Annotated in this window: 12 protein-coding genes; 1 reads left to right on the forward strand and 11 read right to left on the reverse strand. The window is 42.8% G+C overall.

Annotated elements, in window-relative coordinates; all coding sequences use genetic code 11:
* Positions 1-20 precede the first annotated feature (20 nt).
* Genes SHAL_RS12275 through rlmKL form a run of 3 tightly spaced genes read right to left on the reverse strand, consistent with a single transcriptional unit; the run spans position 21 to position 4,318 of the window.
* Positions 21-1,955: an ABC transporter ATP-binding protein gene (locus SHAL_RS12275; protein WP_012277438.1), complete on the reverse strand. Its 1,935-nt coding sequence runs from the start codon at positions 1,953-1,955 to the stop codon at positions 21-23.
* Between the two features lies 1 nt (position 1,956).
* The gene (locus tag SHAL_RS12280) at positions 1,957-2,193 is read right to left on the reverse strand and encodes a glutaredoxin family protein (RefSeq protein ID WP_041415991.1); all 237 of its coding nucleotides are present in this window, start codon (positions 2,191-2,193) and stop codon (positions 1,957-1,959) included.
* Positions 2,183-4,318 (reverse strand): bifunctional 23S rRNA (guanine(2069)-N(7))-methyltransferase RlmK/23S rRNA (guanine(2445)-N(2))-methyltransferase RlmL, encoded by a 2,136-nt coding sequence (gene rlmKL / locus SHAL_RS12285; protein WP_012277440.1) that lies wholly within the window; start codon positions 4,316-4,318, stop codon positions 2,183-2,185. The genes SHAL_RS12280 and rlmKL overlap by 11 nt, the downstream gene beginning before the upstream one ends.
* Positions 4,319-5,023: 705 nt before the next feature.
* Between rlmKL and SHAL_RS12295 the strand changes: the two genes are divergently transcribed.
* Positions 5,024-5,623 (forward strand): peptidylprolyl isomerase, encoded by a 600-nt coding sequence (locus SHAL_RS12295; RefSeq protein WP_012277441.1) that lies wholly within the window; start codon positions 5,024-5,026, stop codon positions 5,621-5,623.
* A 340-nt stretch (positions 5,624-5,963) separates the two neighbouring features.
* On the opposite strand, the gene SHAL_RS12300 is transcribed toward SHAL_RS12295, so the two are convergent.
* The 8 genes from SHAL_RS12300 to SHAL_RS12335 all read right to left on the reverse strand — a co-directional run bounded on the left by SHAL_RS12300 (position 5,964) and on the right by SHAL_RS12335 (position 20,185).
* A complete protein-coding gene (locus SHAL_RS12300; RefSeq protein ID WP_012277442.1) occupies positions 5,964-6,497 on the reverse strand; it encodes a cell division protein ZapC in 534 nt (177 codons plus the stop codon).
* 173 nt (positions 6,498-6,670) lie between these two features.
* Positions 6,671-7,690, reverse strand: a complete 1,020-nt coding sequence (gene pyrD / locus SHAL_RS12305; protein WP_012277443.1) for a quinone-dependent dihydroorotate dehydrogenase — start codon at positions 7,688-7,690, stop codon at positions 6,671-6,673.
* Positions 7,691-7,749: 59 nt separating this feature from the next.
* Entirely contained in the window at positions 7,750-12,594 is a 4,845-nt protein-coding gene (locus SHAL_RS12310) for an NAD-glutamate dehydrogenase (protein WP_012277444.1), read from the reverse strand.
* Between the two features lie 261 nt (positions 12,595-12,855).
* Positions 12,856-15,159 (reverse strand): efflux RND transporter permease subunit, encoded by a 2,304-nt coding sequence (locus SHAL_RS12315; protein ID WP_012277445.1) that lies wholly within the window; start codon positions 15,157-15,159, stop codon positions 12,856-12,858.
* Between the two features lie 12 nt (positions 15,160-15,171).
* Positions 15,172-16,188, reverse strand: coding sequence for a WD40/YVTN/BNR-like repeat-containing protein (locus SHAL_RS12320; protein ID WP_012277446.1), 1,017 nt, complete (start codon positions 16,186-16,188; stop codon positions 15,172-15,174).
* Between the two features lie 50 nt (positions 16,189-16,238).
* On the reverse strand, positions 16,239-17,603 hold the full coding sequence (locus tag SHAL_RS12325) for a DUF1329 domain-containing protein (protein ID WP_012277447.1): 1,365 nt from the start codon (positions 17,601-17,603) through the stop codon (positions 16,239-16,241).
* 18 nt (positions 17,604-17,621) lie between these two features.
* A complete protein-coding gene (locus SHAL_RS12330) occupies positions 17,622-19,670 on the reverse strand; it encodes a DUF1302 domain-containing protein (protein ID WP_012277448.1) in 2,049 nt (682 codons plus the stop codon).
* A gap of 317 nt (positions 19,671-19,987) precedes the next feature.
* A complete protein-coding gene (locus tag SHAL_RS12335; protein ID WP_012277449.1) occupies positions 19,988-20,185 on the reverse strand; it encodes a DUF2835 domain-containing protein in 198 nt (65 codons plus the stop codon).
* Between the last annotated feature and the right edge of the window lie 29 nt (positions 20,186-20,214).

Here is a 20,214-nt window from a genome sequence, read left to right on the forward strand (position 1 = left end):
TCCTATTTATTATTTTTAGCTTACTTCAATGACTCGAGCTCTTCCCATCGCTCAAAGCAACTTTCAAGCTGACTCTCCTTATCGGACAATGCTTTCAAGCTTTCATTCACTATTTTTTGCTCCTGAGCGTAAAACTCAGGTGAACTGACAATTTCTTGTAACTTTTCAAGGTCCTGCTCTAACTGCTCCATCAAAGCGGGTAGAGACTCTAATTCGCGCTGTAATTTGTACGACAGTTTTTTCTCAGCCTTTTTCTCTACTGTTTTCACAGTAGAGGCTTGAGCTACAGCTTTTACTTCGGCAACAGGAGCTTGGACTGTATTTGTGGCTTGAGGTTCCCCAGAATAAAATCTTGCGCCTTGTGACACAGCATCTTCATAACCACCAACATACTCACTCCAGCCACCATTACCGGTAAACCACCAACTGCTGGTAACAGTATTATCGATAAAGGCACGATCGTGACTCACTAGCAACAATGTACCTTTATAATCGGCAAGCAGTGACTCTAACAACTCTAAGGTCTCAATATCAAGATCGTTTGTTGGTTCATCAAGAATAATGAGGTTTGCAGGTCTGAGCAATAAGCGTGCTAATAACAGACGGTTCTTCTCACCGCCAGATAAGGCCTTAACAGGCGTTCTAGCGCGCATTGGTGAAAACAAAAAGTCTTGTAAATAGCTTAAGATATGGCGATCTTGACCATTGATTGTGACCGTCTTTTTACCTTCGCCGACGTTATCTTCAACCGTCTTCTCTGGATCGAGCGCTTCACGATATTGGTCAAAATAAGCGATTTCTAACTTTGTACCGACTTTAACACTGCCAGATTGAGCCTCTAACTGGCCGATAAGCAGCTTCACTAACGTCGATTTACCACAACCATTAGGGCCAATCAGTGCAATTCTGTCGCCACGCATAACCGTTGAACTAAAGTTCTTAACCAGGTTCTTCTCTGGTAGGTTGTACTCGAGATTTTCGATATCGAATACCAATTTACCCGAGCGTTCTGTATCGGCAACGGCCATCTTCGCGCCACCTTGGCGATTAAGACGAGCCATACGTTCGACACGCAGATCTTTAAGGGCACGAACACGACCTTCGTTACGAGTACGACGAGCTTTAACCCCTTGACGGATCCAAACTTCTTCTTCTGCTAATTTTTTATCAAAAAGTGCATTTTGCTCAGCTTCAACACGTAACCATTCAGCTTTACCATCGAGGTAGGCTTGATAATTACCCGGCCAAGAGGTGACCACACCACGATCTAAGTCGACAATACGCGTCGCCATACGCTGAATAAAGCCACGGTCGTGACTGACAAATACAATCGCGCCGCGGTAACTTAACAGGAACTGCTCTAACCATTCGATGGTATCGATATCTAAATGGTTGGTAGGCTCATCAAGGAGCAATAGATCGGGATCGCTAACCAAAGAGCGTGCTAAAGCGACTTTACGCTGCCAACCACCTGATAACTCAGATAGCGCTGCGTCTGGGTCTAACCCTAATAACTCACAGTTTTGATTGATACGATTATCGAGCTGCCAACCATTAAGGTGGTCAATATCATCTTGCAATCGCTCCATCTGCTTAAGCATACGCTCCATTTCATCTGGAGAAGCGGTACCGACATCATGAGAGAGCTGATGGTAGCGTTCTAGCTTTTCACCCACGTCTTTTAAGCCTGCGGCAATATACGCATATACTGTGCCCTGCTCAGCTTTAGGTGGGTCTTGCTGTAAACGACTGACTTTTACGTCAGTGGCAATGTTAAACTCACCTTCATCAAGCAACACATCGCCACTTAAGACTTTCATTAAACTTGACTTACCAGCGCCATTACGGCCCACGATACAAACCCGTTCGCCTGGTTCAATGGTAAAATCAGCTTTTTGCAGCAATGGGGTGTAACCGTAGGCTAAAGAGCCATTATTAATACGTACGAGACTCAACTTACGCTCCTAAAAATTCTTCTAATGCTTCGAGATCAAACGGCCAATTTAGTTCACTTTGAGAATCGACAATTTTGACGACCGGGATTCGAATACCATATTGCTCAGCCAAATGTTCATCATCACAGATATCCAAGGCATTAAAGGTAATGCCTGCCTGCATGAGTAAATCAGCTGCTAATTCACACAGATGGCACGCATCTGTGTGATATAAAATAACCGAGGCGTTAGCCTGCATGGGTGATTAACCATGTATTGTGGATATGCGGGTTGCGCTTGTAATCCAAAGGTAATGTTTGGTTATCGATGTTTTTAACTGACATGCCTAGTGCTTCAAGCTCAGCGATTTCCATCTTAAATTTGCGCTTATTGTTGGAGAAAATAATTTCCCCACCAGGATTTAGCAGTTTGAACACGTCAGTTAACATGGCAAGGTGATCACGCTGCACGTCAAATGAGTCTTCCATCCGCTTCGAGTTTGAGAAGGTCGGAGGATCGATAAAAATCAGGTCAAACCTATCGTGTGTGCGCTTCATCCATTGCAGGCAGTTAGCCTGAACAAACTGATATTTATCGCTATTTAAGCCATTTAATGCAAAGTTTTCTTTTGCCCAATCGATATAAGTATTAGACATGTCTACGGTAGTGACCGAAGTCGCCCCACCTAAAGCTGCATGTACAGATGCCGACCCGGTATATGAAAACAGGTTGCATACACTGCGACCTTTAGATTTTTCACCCACTAACTTACGAGTTAATCGATGATCTAAAAATAGGCCAGTATCTAGGTACTCTTTAAGGTTTAACTTAAATTTAGCGCCATATTCTGTTGTGATCAGCTCAAGCTTACTCGCGGCTAACTTTTCATATTGATTAGTACCCTTCTTACGCTCACGGGTTTTCAAAATGATGTGATTAGGGTCGATGCCAATCGCACTAGGTAGTGAGATCAATACGTCGGTTAATCTGCGTTTAGTTACCGCTTCAGGGATTTCTGATGGTGCTGAATACTCTTGGATCACGACATAATCGAGGTACTTATCAATCGCTACGTTATATTCAGGTATATCTGCATCATATAAACGGTAACTATCGATGCCCTCTTTCTTAGCCCATTTCTCTAGCTGCTTAAAGTTCTTTTTAATACGATTAGCAAAAGGTACGGCGATATCACTGACATCACCTTCAATTTTGATGTTAGCAGGATCGACACGGCGCGTATTCAGCGCATGAACTGTATAAAGGTTAAACGCACACTCTAAAGCGCCGTTATTCATCTTCATCTGCTTGTCAGCTTTGAGCTTTAATGCAGATAACAGCTCAACATCACTGTTTAAGATAGCGATGCTCCAGCCGCCGAAATCGGCCTTGAACTTATCACCTAGTTGGTAATAAAGCTGCAATAATGAGGTGACGTTACCTAAACGCTCACCGTACGGCGGATTAGATATTAAATATCCTGATCCTGCTGGCGCTTTAACGTCTAACGCATTGCAGACGTTAAAATCGATAAGTTCTAGCACACCAGCATTCTCGGCATTGCGTTTCGCTAATGCTACCAGTCTAGAGTCAATATCTGAGCCATAGAATTTAATCTCACAACGAGTCTTACCGATAGACGCACGCGCACGGGCTTCGTTTAATAACTCTTCCCAAACTTTCTTGTTATGAGGCAACCAATGGTCAAAACCAAAACGCTCACGATGAATACCTGGTGCAATATCACACGCCATCATCGCCGCTTCAATCAAAATGGTTCCACTACCACAGAATGGATCCAATAAGTCTACTTGTGCAGCTTGCCAACCACTACGAACTAGCATATTAGCAGCTAGGTTTTCTTTTAGTGGTGCCTCACCCGTTGTCGAGCGATAGCCACGCTTGTGCAGCGCTGGGCCTGAGAAATTGAAACCGATAGTGATCTCACCACGTCTAAAGTGGGCATCAATTCTAAAATCGGCATCGACTCTTTCAACATTTGGACGAGAAAAATCATCATCACGAAAACGATCTACAATCGCATCTTTGATTTTTAGTGCACCAAACTGGGTGTTCTTAATAAAACCACCCAAACCATGGAAGTCGATGCTAAAAGTACTGCGATTTGAAAACTGCATCTGCCAGTCAATACCGTAAGCCGCGTTATACAGCTGCTCAGGTGACTCACATGGACCTTTATAAATGACAAAAATGATTCTGCTCGCCAAACGCGACCATAGGGTAATACGATATCCCAGCTCTAACGGAGCAGAAAAATAAACTCCCGCAACACTTTCTTTTATTTCAGAAGCGCCAAGCTCTGCGAGCTCAAGTGATAACGCGTATTCATAGCCCCGTGGAGCTGCAGCAAAAAAATTTAACATTGATTAGTCGACACACAGTAAAAATTAGTTAGGCATTATACCTGTTCGTGCTACTAAATGATAAAAGTTATTGGCTAAAGCCCGATTTAATAACCGTAACAGTCAATCCCTCCGAGATCCCACCATAATCGATTAATTAATAAGCGTATAAACAACAAAGTAAAAAGTCCCCTGCAAAGCATCTAACCACCGTGATTAGTTAGCCGCCTCTTCAGGACAGCCACTTGATAACGTAAGTGCCTAGTACTTTGAAGTGATAATTCGGACGCGGGGTGGCGTTGATAGCCAGCTCGTAGGGGGCAACTCTTTATAAAACTTACGTTCAAAGATATAGTGTGAAGATCGCAGGCCTGGCCTTGTTAAAACTCATCCAGCTTCCTCAACCATCATTCACTAATCAATTTAAGTCTGTGTTATGTCAGTCAGAAAAAGCTGGGGTTTTTAATAAAAATTCACACAAAATTCGTTGCCAGTCATATTTATACCTCTTCACTAAGTTCACACCAACCTCATCCGATAGCAAAAACACAAACACAGCAGCTATGCGCTCGTAATCTGCGACAGTTTGTAACCATTGTTACTATCTTATTGATCTAGCATTTAAAATCGTTAAAATCACCAATAAGACATATCTGCAACATTAAGCGCATTAATTTAACAAGATTTTTTAATATCTAAATTTACGTATTAAATAGTGAGAACAAAATGAATAAAACACTACCCCTCCTACTTTGCTTTAGCTTGACGGCTTGTGGTGGCAGCGACAGTAATGAAACTGCTCCGCCGCCAATTCAAGCACCCGAACTCCAAGCTGATATCTGCTATCTAATGTCTACGACTATGGGCGATATGACCCTAGCTATCGACCTAACAAATATGCCAATTACCGGAAATAACTTTAAAAACTATGCCGACGATGGCTTCTATACCGACACACTATTTCATCGCACCATCAATAATTTTGTAATACAAGGAGGCGGCTTTACTAGCGGATTAGTAGCAAAGCCTAGCAACGACCCTATCATTAATGAAGCTAACGTTGGGATCAGCAATAAACGTGGCACTATCGCAATGGCACGTACCAATGCCCCGGACTCTGCAACCACTCAGTTCTTTGTTAACGTACTCGATAACCCACAACTGGATGCTTCCAGTTCTAACTATGGTTATGCAGTATTTGGAAAAGTAATCGATGGAATGGATGTTGTCGACCAAATAAGTATTGTTAAAACTGGCGTCAACGACGTTCCATTATCTGAAATCTTGATTAACTCAGTTATTGAAACAAGTTGCTCAAGTAATTAAATATCCACCGCCCTGTAATGAGGTGATCTAATAGCGCTCAGTACCGTTAGCGCCTCATTAGTAATAACTAATACCAACCAGGTTAATCTAATTAATTATCTTCAGAGATTGATTTATTCACACGCAGTTTATTGATGAGAGAATTGTTGATGAAAGAATAGTTGATAAGATATTTATCGATGATCGATTATTTGATGAAAAGTCAAAAATGAATAGCGGTCCAGCCAAGAGTTATTATCTTGTAAATGGGATTATCCAGACCAGCCTATGTATAGAAAACAACCAGCACGGATCTGAATGTGGCCTGCTGAAAAAGCAAACTCAATCTAAGGGTAAACTTTTAAGCAGCGTTAACTTGTTTCTGAATAGGCAAAGGTGCAAGCCTATCGTGCATAACTTTAATCGTTTCAAACTGTTTAAGTTTCTTAGTGTCAGTTAAACGACATTCTACAGACATGATCATGACCAAAGATGCTTGCAGACCGGACTCTATCACCATAGCAAGTACCGTATGCTCACTGGTCGTTAATTGAAAGAGCTTGCCGACTTCGCTATAAACACATTGATGTGACACATTAAAAAACCAAGATTTAGGCATCTGGGGTTTTAGTAAGAAATGAGCCGCTGTGGCATTTAGCGCTATTTGAACTATTAGCGCATCATTTAATGCAAGTGACTTTGATAAACGATCAACCAAATCAATATAGAACTTAGCATGTTCAACGCTAAACTCCATTGGCTCTTTGGCATCTGGTATCAGGGTTTTTAATTTATAAGCCGACAAAAACTCCATGTCGTCTCCTAACGAAACACTTAATACTCCGTGCGTTTCATTATACCCCCACTGCCAATCCCTTTTTGGCATTAATAACATAACGTTTACCTTTATTTAGATACAATTGAATAATAGATGATTATTTCATCAATATCAAAATAAATTTGGTTCGAAATCAAATCTAATATCTAAATAAAAAACGATCACCAAGATCCTTTTGAGATCTGAATGATCGTTTTATGATCTAATAAAAATATTAGATCTAAACTAGATTATTTAATTCGATATGCTTCGACGATATCTTTAATTAATTTAGGTCCTTGATAAATAAACCCAGAAAAAATCTGAACCATCTCAGCACCCGCATCTAATTTATCTAACGCATCTTCAGCGGCGTTAATACCACCGACACCAATGATTGGTAACTTACCTTTCAAGCAATCAGCTAACTGCTTAATCACTATAGTTGACAATGAATTCAACGGCTTACCACTTAACCCACCAGCTTCATTAGCATTCAATAAACCGCTAACACCATCACGAGTTAGTGTAGTATTTGTCGCAATAGCAGCGTCAAATTCACTCTTTATTAGTGCCTCAGCTATCTTTTCAATCTCTTCACTTGATAAGTCAGGTGCAATTTTTAATGCAATTGGCACGTACTTACCATGTTTTTCAGCGAGTTCTTTTTGCTTTTGTTTTAATGATCCAAGAAGATCATCGAGCAGATCGCCATACTGAAGCGATCGCAATCCAGGCGTGTTTGGCGAAGAAATATTTACTGCAATATAGGCGGCGTAAGGATATACCTTATCCATGCAGATTAAATAATCATCTTTGCCCTGCTCTACTGGCGTATCTTTATTCTTACCGATATTGACACCAACCATCGCATTTGTCTTAACAGCTTTGAGGTTTTCAACTAGGTTGTCTACACCTTTATTGTTGAATCCCATGCGATTAATAATTGCTTTAGCAGGCTTAAGTCTAAAACAGCGTGGCTTATCATTACCTGGTTGTGGACGCGGGGTGACTGTTCCCACTTCAATATGACCAAACCCCATAGCATGAAATGCATCGATACACTCACCGTCTTTATCCATACCGGCAGCAAGACCTACAGGATTTGGAAAAGTCAGGCCCATCATAGTAACAGGGGCTGGCTTAATATTTTGCGCATAAAAGCAGTTTAAAGGTGAATTACCAGTAGACTTTAAACTGCCGATAGCTAAATTATGTGCCAGCTCTGGATCCATCTGAAACATGAACTTTTGTGCGATTTTATAAAACATGTTTTCTCCTAGACCGAAAAAAGCCCCGGCACTTGCCAGGGCTTCTGATTTAAATCAGATTACTTTTGGCCTTCACAATGAAGGATCAAAAGATTAAGTTCACGTAAGGCTACAGAGAACTTTGCAAACTCATGGCTTTGCGAAGTCTTGAAATCAGCTAGCATATGGAACCAACGTTCCAATAGGCTTTGATTAGACTCAATCCATTCTGAGATAATTTTATTCGCATCACAACTTTCAGTGCAGGTTCTTAATACAACCGAACTGAGAGAGCGCTGTTGCCAATCAAGCTCTTCTCTAAAGGCAGCTCGCGCCAACGCTTGCCAGTGATTTGAAACAGGTTGTGCACTAATTTGCTCAAGGAACCAATGTAAATCAACACTCGCACCCAGCTTAAAGTACGTTTCAGCCACTAACGGAATAGGCTTACCTTCGACATCACTGATTTGGGCAATATCTAATGCAGAAAATAGGGTACTAACGTTTGCCACAACCATGGCTACATCTTCTGGTACACCTTCTTTAATCAATGCATTCGATTCTGCACGAATACCTTCAACCTCTTCATTCACCATGTACTGATGAACACTTACCTTCAACTCATCAAATACAGGTTTAAAGAATTCGATTGTTTGTTCAATATTCAAGTTACGGTTACGGTGACGTAAGAACCAGCGGCTTGCGCGACGAATATTACGTCGCAACTGATGCAGCATTTCACACTGTACCACAGCCGGGATCACACCATTCAAATCAGTAATGGACTTAGTTAAATCTGCTAAACCAAACACTTCGCGAGCCATACTATAACAAATCGCAGCTTCAGCTACTGAGGCACCTGTCTCATCTTGCATACGTTGAACGAAATTAAGTCCCATATCGTTGACGAGCTCATTCGCCAATGAAGTCGCAATAATTTCTCCACGAAGTGGATGCGATGCCATATTGTCGATGTATTTCTCTTGTAACTGCTTAGGGAAGTATTCAATCAATAGCTGACTCAAGAAACTATCTTCGGTAATTTCTGAGGTTAATAACTGCTCTTTCAAAATCATCTTAGCGTAAGCAACTAACACTGATAACTCGGGGCGAGTTAGTGACTTGCCATTGACTAGACGATCAGCAAGCTCATCTTCATTTGGTAAGAACTCAAGTGCTCTATCTAACTTGCCTTCTTTCTCTAGATAGTGAATGAAGCGGATTTGCTCTTTCAGCTGCTCGGCGCCACGAACCTGAGTCACAGAGATGGTACGGGTTTGATCCTTACAATCTTGTAGAACAATACGGCCGACTTCGTCAGTCATCTCTTCGAGTAAGCGATTACGCTGTTTAAGCGTCATCTCACCATCGGCAACTAACGCATTCAGTAAAATCTTAATATTAACTTCGTTATCAGAGCAATCCACACCACCGACGTTATCCACAAAGTCGGTATTCATACGCCCGCCATTAGAACAGTATTCGATTCGACCTAACTGAGTACAACCTAAGTTACCGCCTTCACCAATAATCTTAGCCTGAACTTCGTTACCATTAACGCGAATCGCGTCATTTGCACGGTCACCCACCTCAGTATGAGATTCCCTTGTGGCCTTGACGTAAGTACCAATACCACCGTTCCAAATAAGATCCACTTGCATCTTAAGCAGTTCTTTAAGTAGCTCAAGTGGAGCCATCGATGCTTTTTGACTACCGAGCATCTTCTTCATTTCGCTAGATAATGGAATTGACTTCGCTGAACGTAAGAATATTCCTCCACCTTTAGAGATTAGGTCTTTGTTGTAGTCTTCCCAGCTAGAGCGCGGCAGTGCAAATAAACGCTCACGCTCAACATAACTTGTTGCAGCATCAGGATTTGGATCGATAAAGATATGCATGTGGTTAAAAGCTGCAACTAAGCGAGTGTGCTCAGATAACAACATACCATTACCAAATACGTCACCAGCCATATCGCCTATCGCAAGACAGGTGAAATCTGTGGTTTGGCAATTAACCCCCATCTCGCGGAAATGGCGCTTAACCGACTCCCACGCCCCACGAGCAGTAATGCCCATCTTCTTATGGTCGTAACCGTTACTACCACCCGAGGCAAAGGCATCACCTAACCAAAAGTTATATTCGATGGCAATTTCGTTTGCGATATCAGAGAAGGTCGCCGTGCCCTTATCGGCAGCAACAACTAAATACGGATCGTCTTCATCGTGCCTAACAACGTTATCGGGGGCAACCACTTCACCATTGATGATGTTATCGCTGATATCGAGTAAGCCACGAATAAATAGACGGTAACACTCTTGTCCTTCAGCGAAGAAGGCTTCACGGCCACCATCTGTCGGCAATTGTTTACAAACAAAACCACCTTTTGCACCAACAGGTACAATAACCGTGTTCTTTACCTGCTGTGCTTTAACAAGGCCAAGTACTTCGGTACGGAAATCTTCGCGTCTATCAGACCAACGTAAACCACCACGAGCAACTTTACCTCCGCGAAGGTGCACACCTTCAACGCGTGTTGAATAGACAAAGATTTCATACTTAGGCAGAGGCTTTGGCATCTCAGGGATCAATTCGGGTTCAAACTTGAACGAGATATATGCTTTAGGTAACCCTGTTTCAGCCAACTGGTAGAAGTTAGTACGATTTGTCGCATTAATTAAATCAAGGTAACGACGAATAATACGGTCATCATCTAGGCTTGATACATCATCAAGACGAAGATCTATCTGCTCTATAAACTTATTAAGTGTTCGTGTTTTCAACTTAGGGTTGAACTTACGGATATACATTTTAACAAGCAGATCGGCTATCTGAGGGTAGCTAGCGAACGTTTCTTCAATATAGGCTTGGCTGAATGTAGAGTCGATTTGACGCATATATTTAGCATAAGCACGCAGCACTGAAACTTCGCGACCTGTTAGCCCTGTAGAAAGAACCAAACGGTTAAAGCCATCGTCTTCAAGCTCTTTCTTCCATACTTGAGACAACGCAGTTTGGAATCTCTCTTGGCTGTCAGCTAAGTCATCTGTTGCAACGCTCTGGGTTGTCATCAGGAAGTCTAAGATCCAGTAAGTCGCTCCATCTGCCGTTTTAACTTCGTACGGCCTTTCATTAATCACCCGTAGACCGAAGTTTTCCAGCATAGGCAGAACATCTGAAAGATGAATTGGCTCATCTTTATGGAATAGCTTTAGACGTACTTTATTGTCGTTTAATGCCGTTTCCTGAGGCTGATAAAACAGCATTCCCAACTTATGATCGTCATCCAGTTCTTCTAAGTGTTGAATATCAACCACTGACGAACTAGGTAACACATCTTCTTTATAGCTGCGTGGAAACGCATCGACATAACGCTTAATTAAGCTGTTACCTAACTCTTCACCTTGAGCACTGAACACTGCGCTTGCTAGCTTGTCTTCCCAAGAGCGAGCCGCTTCAGTCAAATTATTCTCTATCGCTGCCACATCGACGTCCATATTATTATTGTCAACTTTGATGATGTAATGTGTTCGAGCCAAAGTAGACTCGGAGAAATAAGTGGTAAACTCTACGTCCTCTGCACTATTAAAGTGTTGCGCAAGGAGCCGTTGAGTATCTTCACGTAACTTAGTGTTGTATCTATCTTTTGATACATAAACTAAGCATGAGAAGAAGCGCCCAAAGCCATCTTTTCTCACAAACAACTTAAGTTTGTCGCGATCTTGCATCTCAAGAACGCCATGAGCGATTGAGGCAAGCTGTTCAACACTGGCTTGGATCAACTCATCACGAGGCAGCGTCTCTAGAATATGCGTTAAGGCTTTATAGTCGTGCGAACGTGGCGCTAAGCCTGAACGGTCCAATACGCGCTGAACTTTTTGAGCTAAAAGAGGAATTTCACGAGGGCTACGATTATAAAGGTTTGATGCATAAAGGCCTATAAACCTATCTTCACCAATAACATTGCCTTGTTCATCAAAGCGTTTGACGCCGATGTAATCAACATATGCAGGGCGGTGAACACGGCTCTTTTCGCTGCTCTTAGTTAGCACTAAGAGGCTCTTATCTAACGCTTCTTTGCGTGCACTTGCTGAGAAGTTAGACAACAGCAAACCGGTTTCAGTCTTTGATTTTGTCGATTTACTCATCAAGCCTAAGCTGGTTGACTTATCGGCAACGAGTTCTAAATCACCTTCCACTTTATGCAGGTCGTATCGGCGATAGCCAAGTAATGTGAGGTGATGGTCGTTAAGGTAGGAGAGGAAGTTTCTCGCTTCGTTAAGCTCTTCCTTTGTGCCAGGATAAGGACGGTTTTCTAACTCGGCGATTGTCTCGCCAAGCTTAGCTGACATCGCTTCCCAATCGTTAACCGCGGCGCCAACATCGGCAATGACCGACTCAATCTCTATGGTGAGCGCCTTAATGTCGTCATCGCTACTTTGACGGTCAATCTCAATTAGAAAAACAGCTACTTTATCAACATTTTCCTGCTTATCAGAGCTGTAGCGGACACAAGTTACCGCACCGCCTTTTCTCTCAATTGCCATCGGCGTGTGCAGCATCATATGTGCTGTAATGCCTAAACGGTTAATCGCCATACCAACCGAATCAACTAAGAAAGGCATATCAGGTTGAATAATCTCAATAATCGAGTGGCTTGACTGCCAGCCATGCTTTGACTGACTTGGGTTGAAAACCCGGATATGACCTTCCCCGACGGAGGTCTTATTCAGAGCATTCCATTGACTCAAAACAGCGCCATATAAGTCACTGTCATTACGCGCGTTAAGATCGTCTTTCGACATATGCGCATAGAGGCAGGTGGCGAACTGTTCAACTTGTTTTGCTTGTGAATTGGGTACTTTAGAGTGAATTAGGTTGACTACGTTTTCGAGCAGTACTGAAGGCATTGCATCTTTCAAGGCCATGTTGCTATTTCCTTAGGGGCTATGGCAGCGCTTTTTAATTTTTATGGATGCTTCTTAAACCGACCTGAGCCTATTTCTGTGACCTAGGTCATAGCGCGAAGTTTATTACTAAACACACCATATTTCGAGAACTATTTTAGTGGTACATCCTCATTGATATTAACCTCAAACCGATTTAATTCACACTAATGACATAACAATCGTATATAACGTGTTTTTATGCATAAAAAAAGAGGAGCTAATGCTCCCCTTTAGTCGACTCTACTTGGGCTGCCGCCAAAACATGGCGGCAATCGCTGGCAAGATAATTATTGCCCCTAACATATTTACCAAAAACATAAATGTTAGCAATATTCCCATATCCATTTGGAACTTAAGCGCCGAGAAGAACCAAGTACTGACACCAATTGCCAAAGTCAGGCCGGTAAAGATCACTGCACTGCCACGCTCAACCAAGGCTTCATAATAAGCTTGTTGTACTGGCATGCCATCTCTTAAACGAACCGCCATGGTCGATAGGATATAAATACCGTAGTCGACACCGATACCGACACCAAGTGCAATAACTGGCAAGGTGCTTACCGCAAGTCCAATATCGAGCTGGGTCATTAATGCCTGTGCCAGTGTCGATACCACATACAGGGGTAAAATAACCGCAATGGTCGCCCTTAAAGAGCGGAAGCTAATTAGACAGAGGAAAAACACTGCACCATAGACATAAAGCATCATAGGTAGCTGTGCTTCGGCCACCGCTTCATTGGTTGCAGCCATTACACCAACTGGACCAGAGGCTAATTTAAATTGGATCTTATCGTTATCCATCTGCTGTTGCAGCTGATTAACTTTATCGATAACCACTTCAATGGTCTCGGCCTTATGATCTTTTAGGAACAGGTAAACAGGCATAACCGAACAATCACTGTTGAGAAGCCCTGATGTTGTTGGAACCCGCCCTACCGCTTGCACTAAACTTGCGGTTGTTCTTGGCAAAACACTCCACTTTGGGTTTCCCTCATTAAAGCCAGCGTTCACCCTCTTAGCTACGGATGCAAGACTGGCTGTCGCTTCAACGCCTGGCGTGTTGCTCAACTGCCACTCAAAATCATCAATTTGCGTCAGTACAGAGTGATAAGTACAAGCTTCAGGGAATGCCTCAACAATCACCGTCATGACATCGGTCGTGATAGAAAATTTATCGGTTATGAAAAACGTATCTTGATTATAGCGAGAGTCAAGATGTAGCGCTGGCGCGCCACCTTGTAGATCGCCAATCTTCATTTTATTAGCTTGGTGCAAACCAACTGCGTATAGCAGCCCTGTGGCTAACAAAACCCAAACCGCGTATTTTGGGGTGGCAAATTTGGATAAGCTTAACCAAATATTGTTGGCTGAATTTGGTTGCTTCTCTTTACTCGGCGTAACCGTAGTAAATGAAATAAGCAGTGGCAATAAGATTAGGTTAGTTAAGATAATAACGGCGACACCTAATGATGCCGATATCGCAAGCTCTCGAATAATCCCAATATCAATGGCTAAAAGCGTCATAAAGCCAATGGTGTCAGACAGCAAGGCCACACCGCCAGGAATAAGTAAACTTCTAAAGGCTAATGCCGCTGCCGCCTTTGTGGTCTGGCCGTCCGTTACACGCCGCCTGACCGCGTTGATCATCTGTACGCTATGACTGACTCCGATTGCAAACACCAAAAACGGGATCAGTATTGACATGGGATCTAACCCAAATCCGACAACAGTGAGCAAACCTAACTGCCAAACCACGGCAGTCAAACTACACACTAGCGGCAGAATAGTCAGCGCAACCGATTTAGAGAAAAAGTAAACCATCACAGCAGTAACGAGGATCGCTATCAAGAAAAACAGCAAAACTCCTTTTGCACCGTCGGCAACATCACCCGCCATCTTGGCAAAGCCTATGATGTGGATCTTTATCGTATCTGTTTCATACTGCTCCCGCAGCTGTTTTTCTAACTGAGCGGCAAAGGCCAAGGTATCTAAGGCTTCACCTGTTTGTGGATCGAAGTCCATCAACTGGGCGCTAACCATTGCTGCCGAGTAATCTTCTGCAATTAGCCGGCCGACAATACCAGCCTTTTCAATATTACCGCGAACAATTTTCAAGCCTTGCTCTGTGGTAGAAAAATCAGCGGGTATGACAGGGCCGCCAGCAAAACCATCTTCAACGACTTCGGTAAAACGCGTTGAGGGGGAAAATAGAGATTTAACCTGTGCTCGGTCTACACCCGGAATAAAAAACAGTTGATCATGGACATTCTTAAGAGAATCAAAAAAATTAGCATTAAAAATATTACCGCTGGTGTCTTCAACAGCCACCATAATGCTATTAGCCCCACCGAATTGTTTCTGATGCTTAAGATAGGTTTGCATATAGCTGTGGTTAAGCGGAATATTCTTTACAAAAGCGGCATCCATTTTAAGATTGCTCGCCTGCATGCCAAGGAAGATTGTCGCAAGCGCAAAAAAGAATATAACAAATGCCCTATGACGGAATAGATAAGATTCAAATCCATTAACTAATTTATCTAACATAGTAAGGTCCTATTATTTTTGTTCTAATTTGATGAGACCTTTATTACCAGCAACCCATAAGTTTCCTTTTGAGTCCTCGGCAATAGCGACTAGGTTTTCACCTTGTCGTTGCTCTATAAGGTGACTTTCACCTATAACGGATATATCAATAATTACGCCAGCATTCCCCACAAGCCGTAATACTCCTTCTTCAAGAAGGATCCCTGCGTTGATAGTGGAGTCAACAGGCAAACCGACACTTTGCCAATTAACTAGGCTCAAATCCGATTTAAACACATTGCCACGAAGGCCCATGATAAAAGCTGTGTCACCTGCAATGATGGCATTAAATAGGGAGCCCTCATAAATAAAATCTTGTTTTAGCCAATTTTGTCCCAGATCGGTCGAAGTTGCTACTAACCCCAGCTCACCAACCATAATGAGTGTGCTATCTGTTGCTTGAATAATTCGATTAAAGTGAGGCAGCAGCATGCTACGTTCAGAGAGGTAAAGCGCTTCATCCTCTGCTTTTAACTCCGCTAAATAGGCCACATCCTCTTCAAAAAGTAACTCTTGATGGTACTCACTTTTCCAAGTCTTACCGCCATCTTGAGTGCGAAAGAATAAGCCATAAGCGCCAACCGCAACGCCATCGTGTTCATTAAAGAACAGAATATCTAACAGAGGTTTTTCAATTTCTTCTGACTGCATCTGCAGCGTCCAAGACTGACCACCATCTGTAGTATGTAAGATGGTAGCGTCATGCCCTACTGCCCAGCCTTTTTCTGGCGTGATAAAAAATACTTTCGTTAATAGAGCCTGTGTTGGTGTATTAACCTGTTTCCACAGGTCTTGATAAACGAAGGCATGACCACGGTCGCCTACTGCAACCAAGGTTTGTTGATTCTTTGCAATATCTAATACTAGAGAGTTTGCAGCAAGAGGCTGAATTTGTTGTTGATATTTATTCTCTTGAGCCACTGCTAAAGAAGAGGAAAAAAGATAAATAAAACTCAATATAGAGATAAATCGAAGCATGCTAAACGACATACAAACTTCCTTTAAAATAGAGAGGGGCATGAGCCCCTCTACAAGCTGGGTTAACGAATACCTGCACGGCGTAATGCAGCCGGAGTGAAGTTTGCTTCACTTAACTTGGCATCGAAGTCGTACATACGGCCTTCATTATCTAGACCCATCGCGATATAACGACGAGACTGAAGATCATGGAATACTTCTAAGGTGCTCCACTGTGTAGGCACTTCGTAGTAGTTCAAACCATGAGCTATCGCCACGCGATACAGTTCATCGCGGTTATCGTATAGATCGGCAACAGATACCTGCCATGAGTCTTCATCGATATAGAAAGTACGTGCCTTATAGATGTGGCGCATGCCCTCTTTCAACGTTGCTTTAACCACCCAAACACGGTGCTTCTCATAACGGACATACTCAGGGTTAATGTGACCTGGAGTGATGATCTGATCATACTCAAGCTTATCTGAGTGCAGCTTGTAGTCGTTGTACGGGATGTAAAGCTCCTGCTTACCGACTAACTCCCAGTTATAGCGAACGGGTGAGCCGTTAAACATGTCAAAATCATCGGTTGTTCTTAGACCATCAGAAACGGTACCAGGGGTATCAAATGCAACATTTGGCGCTTTACGAACGCGGCGCTGCCCCGTGTTATAGGTCCATGCCTGACGCGGTAGCTTCTCTTGGTCCATAGTCTCTTTAACTAACAGAGCAGTACCCGCCAAACGTGCAGGCTGGGTCACAACTTGCTTAAAGAAGAACAAGGTATTCTCTTTAGAAAGCTTATCGAGAGTCATCTCAGGGCGAGAATACTGGAATCGGATCTCTTCGGCTGTTTCAACCAAAGTGTAGCTACCGCCGGCAGTCGGTGCAGCTTGGCTGCGCGATGTCTTAATATCGACGCCACGGAAGCGAAGCACATGGTTCCAAATAACTTCTAAGCCATTTTCAGGCATAGGGAATGGAATGCCAACAGAAGCACCTTTAATACCATTACCCCCATCAATTAACTCTGCACGAGTGGCATTGGCTTTGGTCGCGTCATAGACAAATTGCGGTACAGAAGCTGAACGTCGAGTCTGATAAACATTCATCTTGAATGTTTCAGGGTACAACTCAAACAACTTAATTTGACCATCAGATAGGTACTGTTTGTACTTATCTTTATTGGCATTGGTGATGGTGAATTCGATTTTATCGCTTGGAAATGGATCGATATGATGCATTCCTTTGCTATAGCCTGCTACGGGTTGAGTTATCCCCCCATCCCAAGCAGGAATAGAACCATCGGCATTGGCGGCTTTCTCTCCCCCCAAAGGTGTCAACTCTGTGCCTAATTTAGCAGCATCTGCTTCAGAGACTTTAGCCAATGCCGCTTGAGCACTTAGGGCAAACATCACTGCTACAGGCAATATCGCAAGTTTATTCATTGTTATTGTCCTTGTGATTTAGATTGAATACTTAATGTTGAACGAAACATAATCTCGGTCAGCCAAAGAGTTGGTCGTCCCTACTCCACCAAAGAAGGTGTTATAAGAAATATCGGCGCCCCAGCGACTTTGATAGTCAAAGTTAATGCCTAATGCCACTGATTTTTTACCCTCAGTAAACAAGAACATCGGGTCAGGCGTAATACCATCAACGTCGTGAGAGAAGATCACTCGTGGCGCAATATTCACTCCCCCCCAAACGTTGTTGTAATCAGCTTTAGCCACTAAACGATAACCCCAAGCAAAATCAGTCGGGAAAGGATTAACCTCAGGGCCATTATGTAAGGCTTCAATAATGCCTGGCATGTCGGGATTTCCACCAGAGCGCGATGTTCCAGGACCGTTAAGTCTAAGCTCATCATGACTCGGCATATCGTGGATCCACACACCACCAACCTCAGCCAACATAGTTAAGTTGTCGGTACCAAGAGTCGGGCCGAATAGATGGGTAAAGGTAGTTTGTGCTTGAGTGGTATCAAGACGAATAAAGCCTTCGGCGTATTCCCCCGGCCCATAGTTTTCAACTTGTGAAATACCATCGAAATCAGGACGAATACCTGCATTAGCCAGCTGCTGTGGCATTGCGGCAAACAACAATTCAACATCATCAATCTGCAATGGCTCATCAAGGCGGTGAGCTATTTCACCGGCAACGGAAGTATCACCAACAAGCGTATTAAAGCTAACGCCCATCAGTTGAATATCTTCTGGATATACTATCTGTGCTTTTGAGAACGTCTCTAACGCTAGCAGATCTTCACGAGTCATGGCTTCGCCAGACTGTGCTTTACCGCCGAGTCGCTGCAGGTCTCGGCCAATAGCTTCTTCGGTAAAGTTCGCCGTGGTACCGCTGATTAGCGGACGACGACTATGATAGTTCATGTAGTACAAGCCAAACTCGGTCTCGCCAAGTTGTGGTGCATAATACCCAAGCTTCACACCCCATTGGCCGTCATCACTCGCCGATGCAGGATCTTCTACTAATGTTGCTTTAGTTGGATAAGCGAGTGCAAGGCTTGCTAAGTCGCTCGAGTTAACCTGACCCGACCCGACCATGCCAACAAGGGCATTATATTCAGATAGGAGGAAATTAAGATCCATGTCAGGGTTGGCATTAAAGCCTAACTGTGCATTTTGGTAATAACCGCCGTAACCTGCAAAATCATTTGTAGAAAGAAATGATCCTGGTGTTGGAACCCAAACAGGCTCCCAATCATATTGATAAAAACCTTCAACAGACAAATTATCTGTAATACCAAAAGACGCCCAAACCATTCCTTGAGGCCTAAATGCTTCTTTTAATTCAGCACCAGGCGCATTAAGAATATTCAGATCGACTGGATTGATGACACCAATACCGTGTGCAATCAGTGTGCTTTCTCCCCACGAGACAACCTGATCACCCACTCGTATTGAAAGAGGGTTTGCACCACCGTTAAAATCAAAATCGGCATAAACAAAAGCATCTAGTAGGCGAATATCTTTACATTGAACTTCAGAAGCTTTCTTATCTTCACAAGGATCGTACTCTTTGCCTGTTAATGGATTGCTATAACCATAATCGCCATCATTAGCTTTACGGTCATAGAAATACATTCCGCGAGCAAAAACACCAAAATTCTTATACTTTAGAGAAAGTTCATGTAAGCCTTTAAAAATTTCTGCAGTGGTATCGCCTTGGGTATATAGCAGATCGGCTAAATCGCCATTACTCGAATAAGACCCAGGTTGTGCCCAAATCTCGGCTGAACTGTATTTAGTATCGCTAAAAGCAGAGTAACCTGACCAATCAAAACGAGGATGATTCACCTTACCGATCTGATTATCCCAATCTCTGCCTTCAACGCGCCAACTTGCACCAGCAGTCCAAGTAGAATCGAATGTTCCTTCCACCTCACCCCAATTGAATGAGATTGCATTAGCATGGTTTGTCATGCCAAAACCGAGCGCCGCGACTATCCCCAAAGCGAGCGTCGACTTATTTAAGCCGTTTTTAACCTTTTTCATTTTAGCTTCTCTCCGTAACCTGCTGGATTCTTTTGTTATAGGAATTGATAGCCAACAAACTGTTAACTTACAGGTGACACCATTGTTACAGCATTTACACGGAGTGAGCAAGTTTGAAACATGGAAAATATTTAAAAGATTTCGTCACTTAAGAGGGATTTTGAAGTCAGAAATGCAGGCTATATTTAAATCAGCAATTGGTTAAGTGATATACGTCTACTTTCGAACTCATATATACCGTAATTACAATAGCTTATGAGTTCTAAAGTGGATAAAGAAGAGATGTTTAAAGCAATCGACCGTTTGAAGTAATTACTCTAAATCTTATCGAGGCTAATTAGATTTCCTTGACTATCAACGGTCATATTAAAATAAGCCTTGATGCCATTGATAGTTAAGAAGGGTCGAAAATGCCTTGCACTAATCCATAATGTTCGGCCATCGACATCAACAACTTCAACTTTATTTATCTCACCTCGATAATAAGGCAAGAATGCTTGATAACTGATATTCATAGGAAATTTAAAGACTTGATGGGATGATG

Source organism: Shewanella halifaxensis HAW-EB4 (genome assembly GCF_000019185.1).
Classification (GTDB): Bacteria; Pseudomonadota; Gammaproteobacteria; order Enterobacterales; family Shewanellaceae; genus Shewanella; species Shewanella halifaxensis.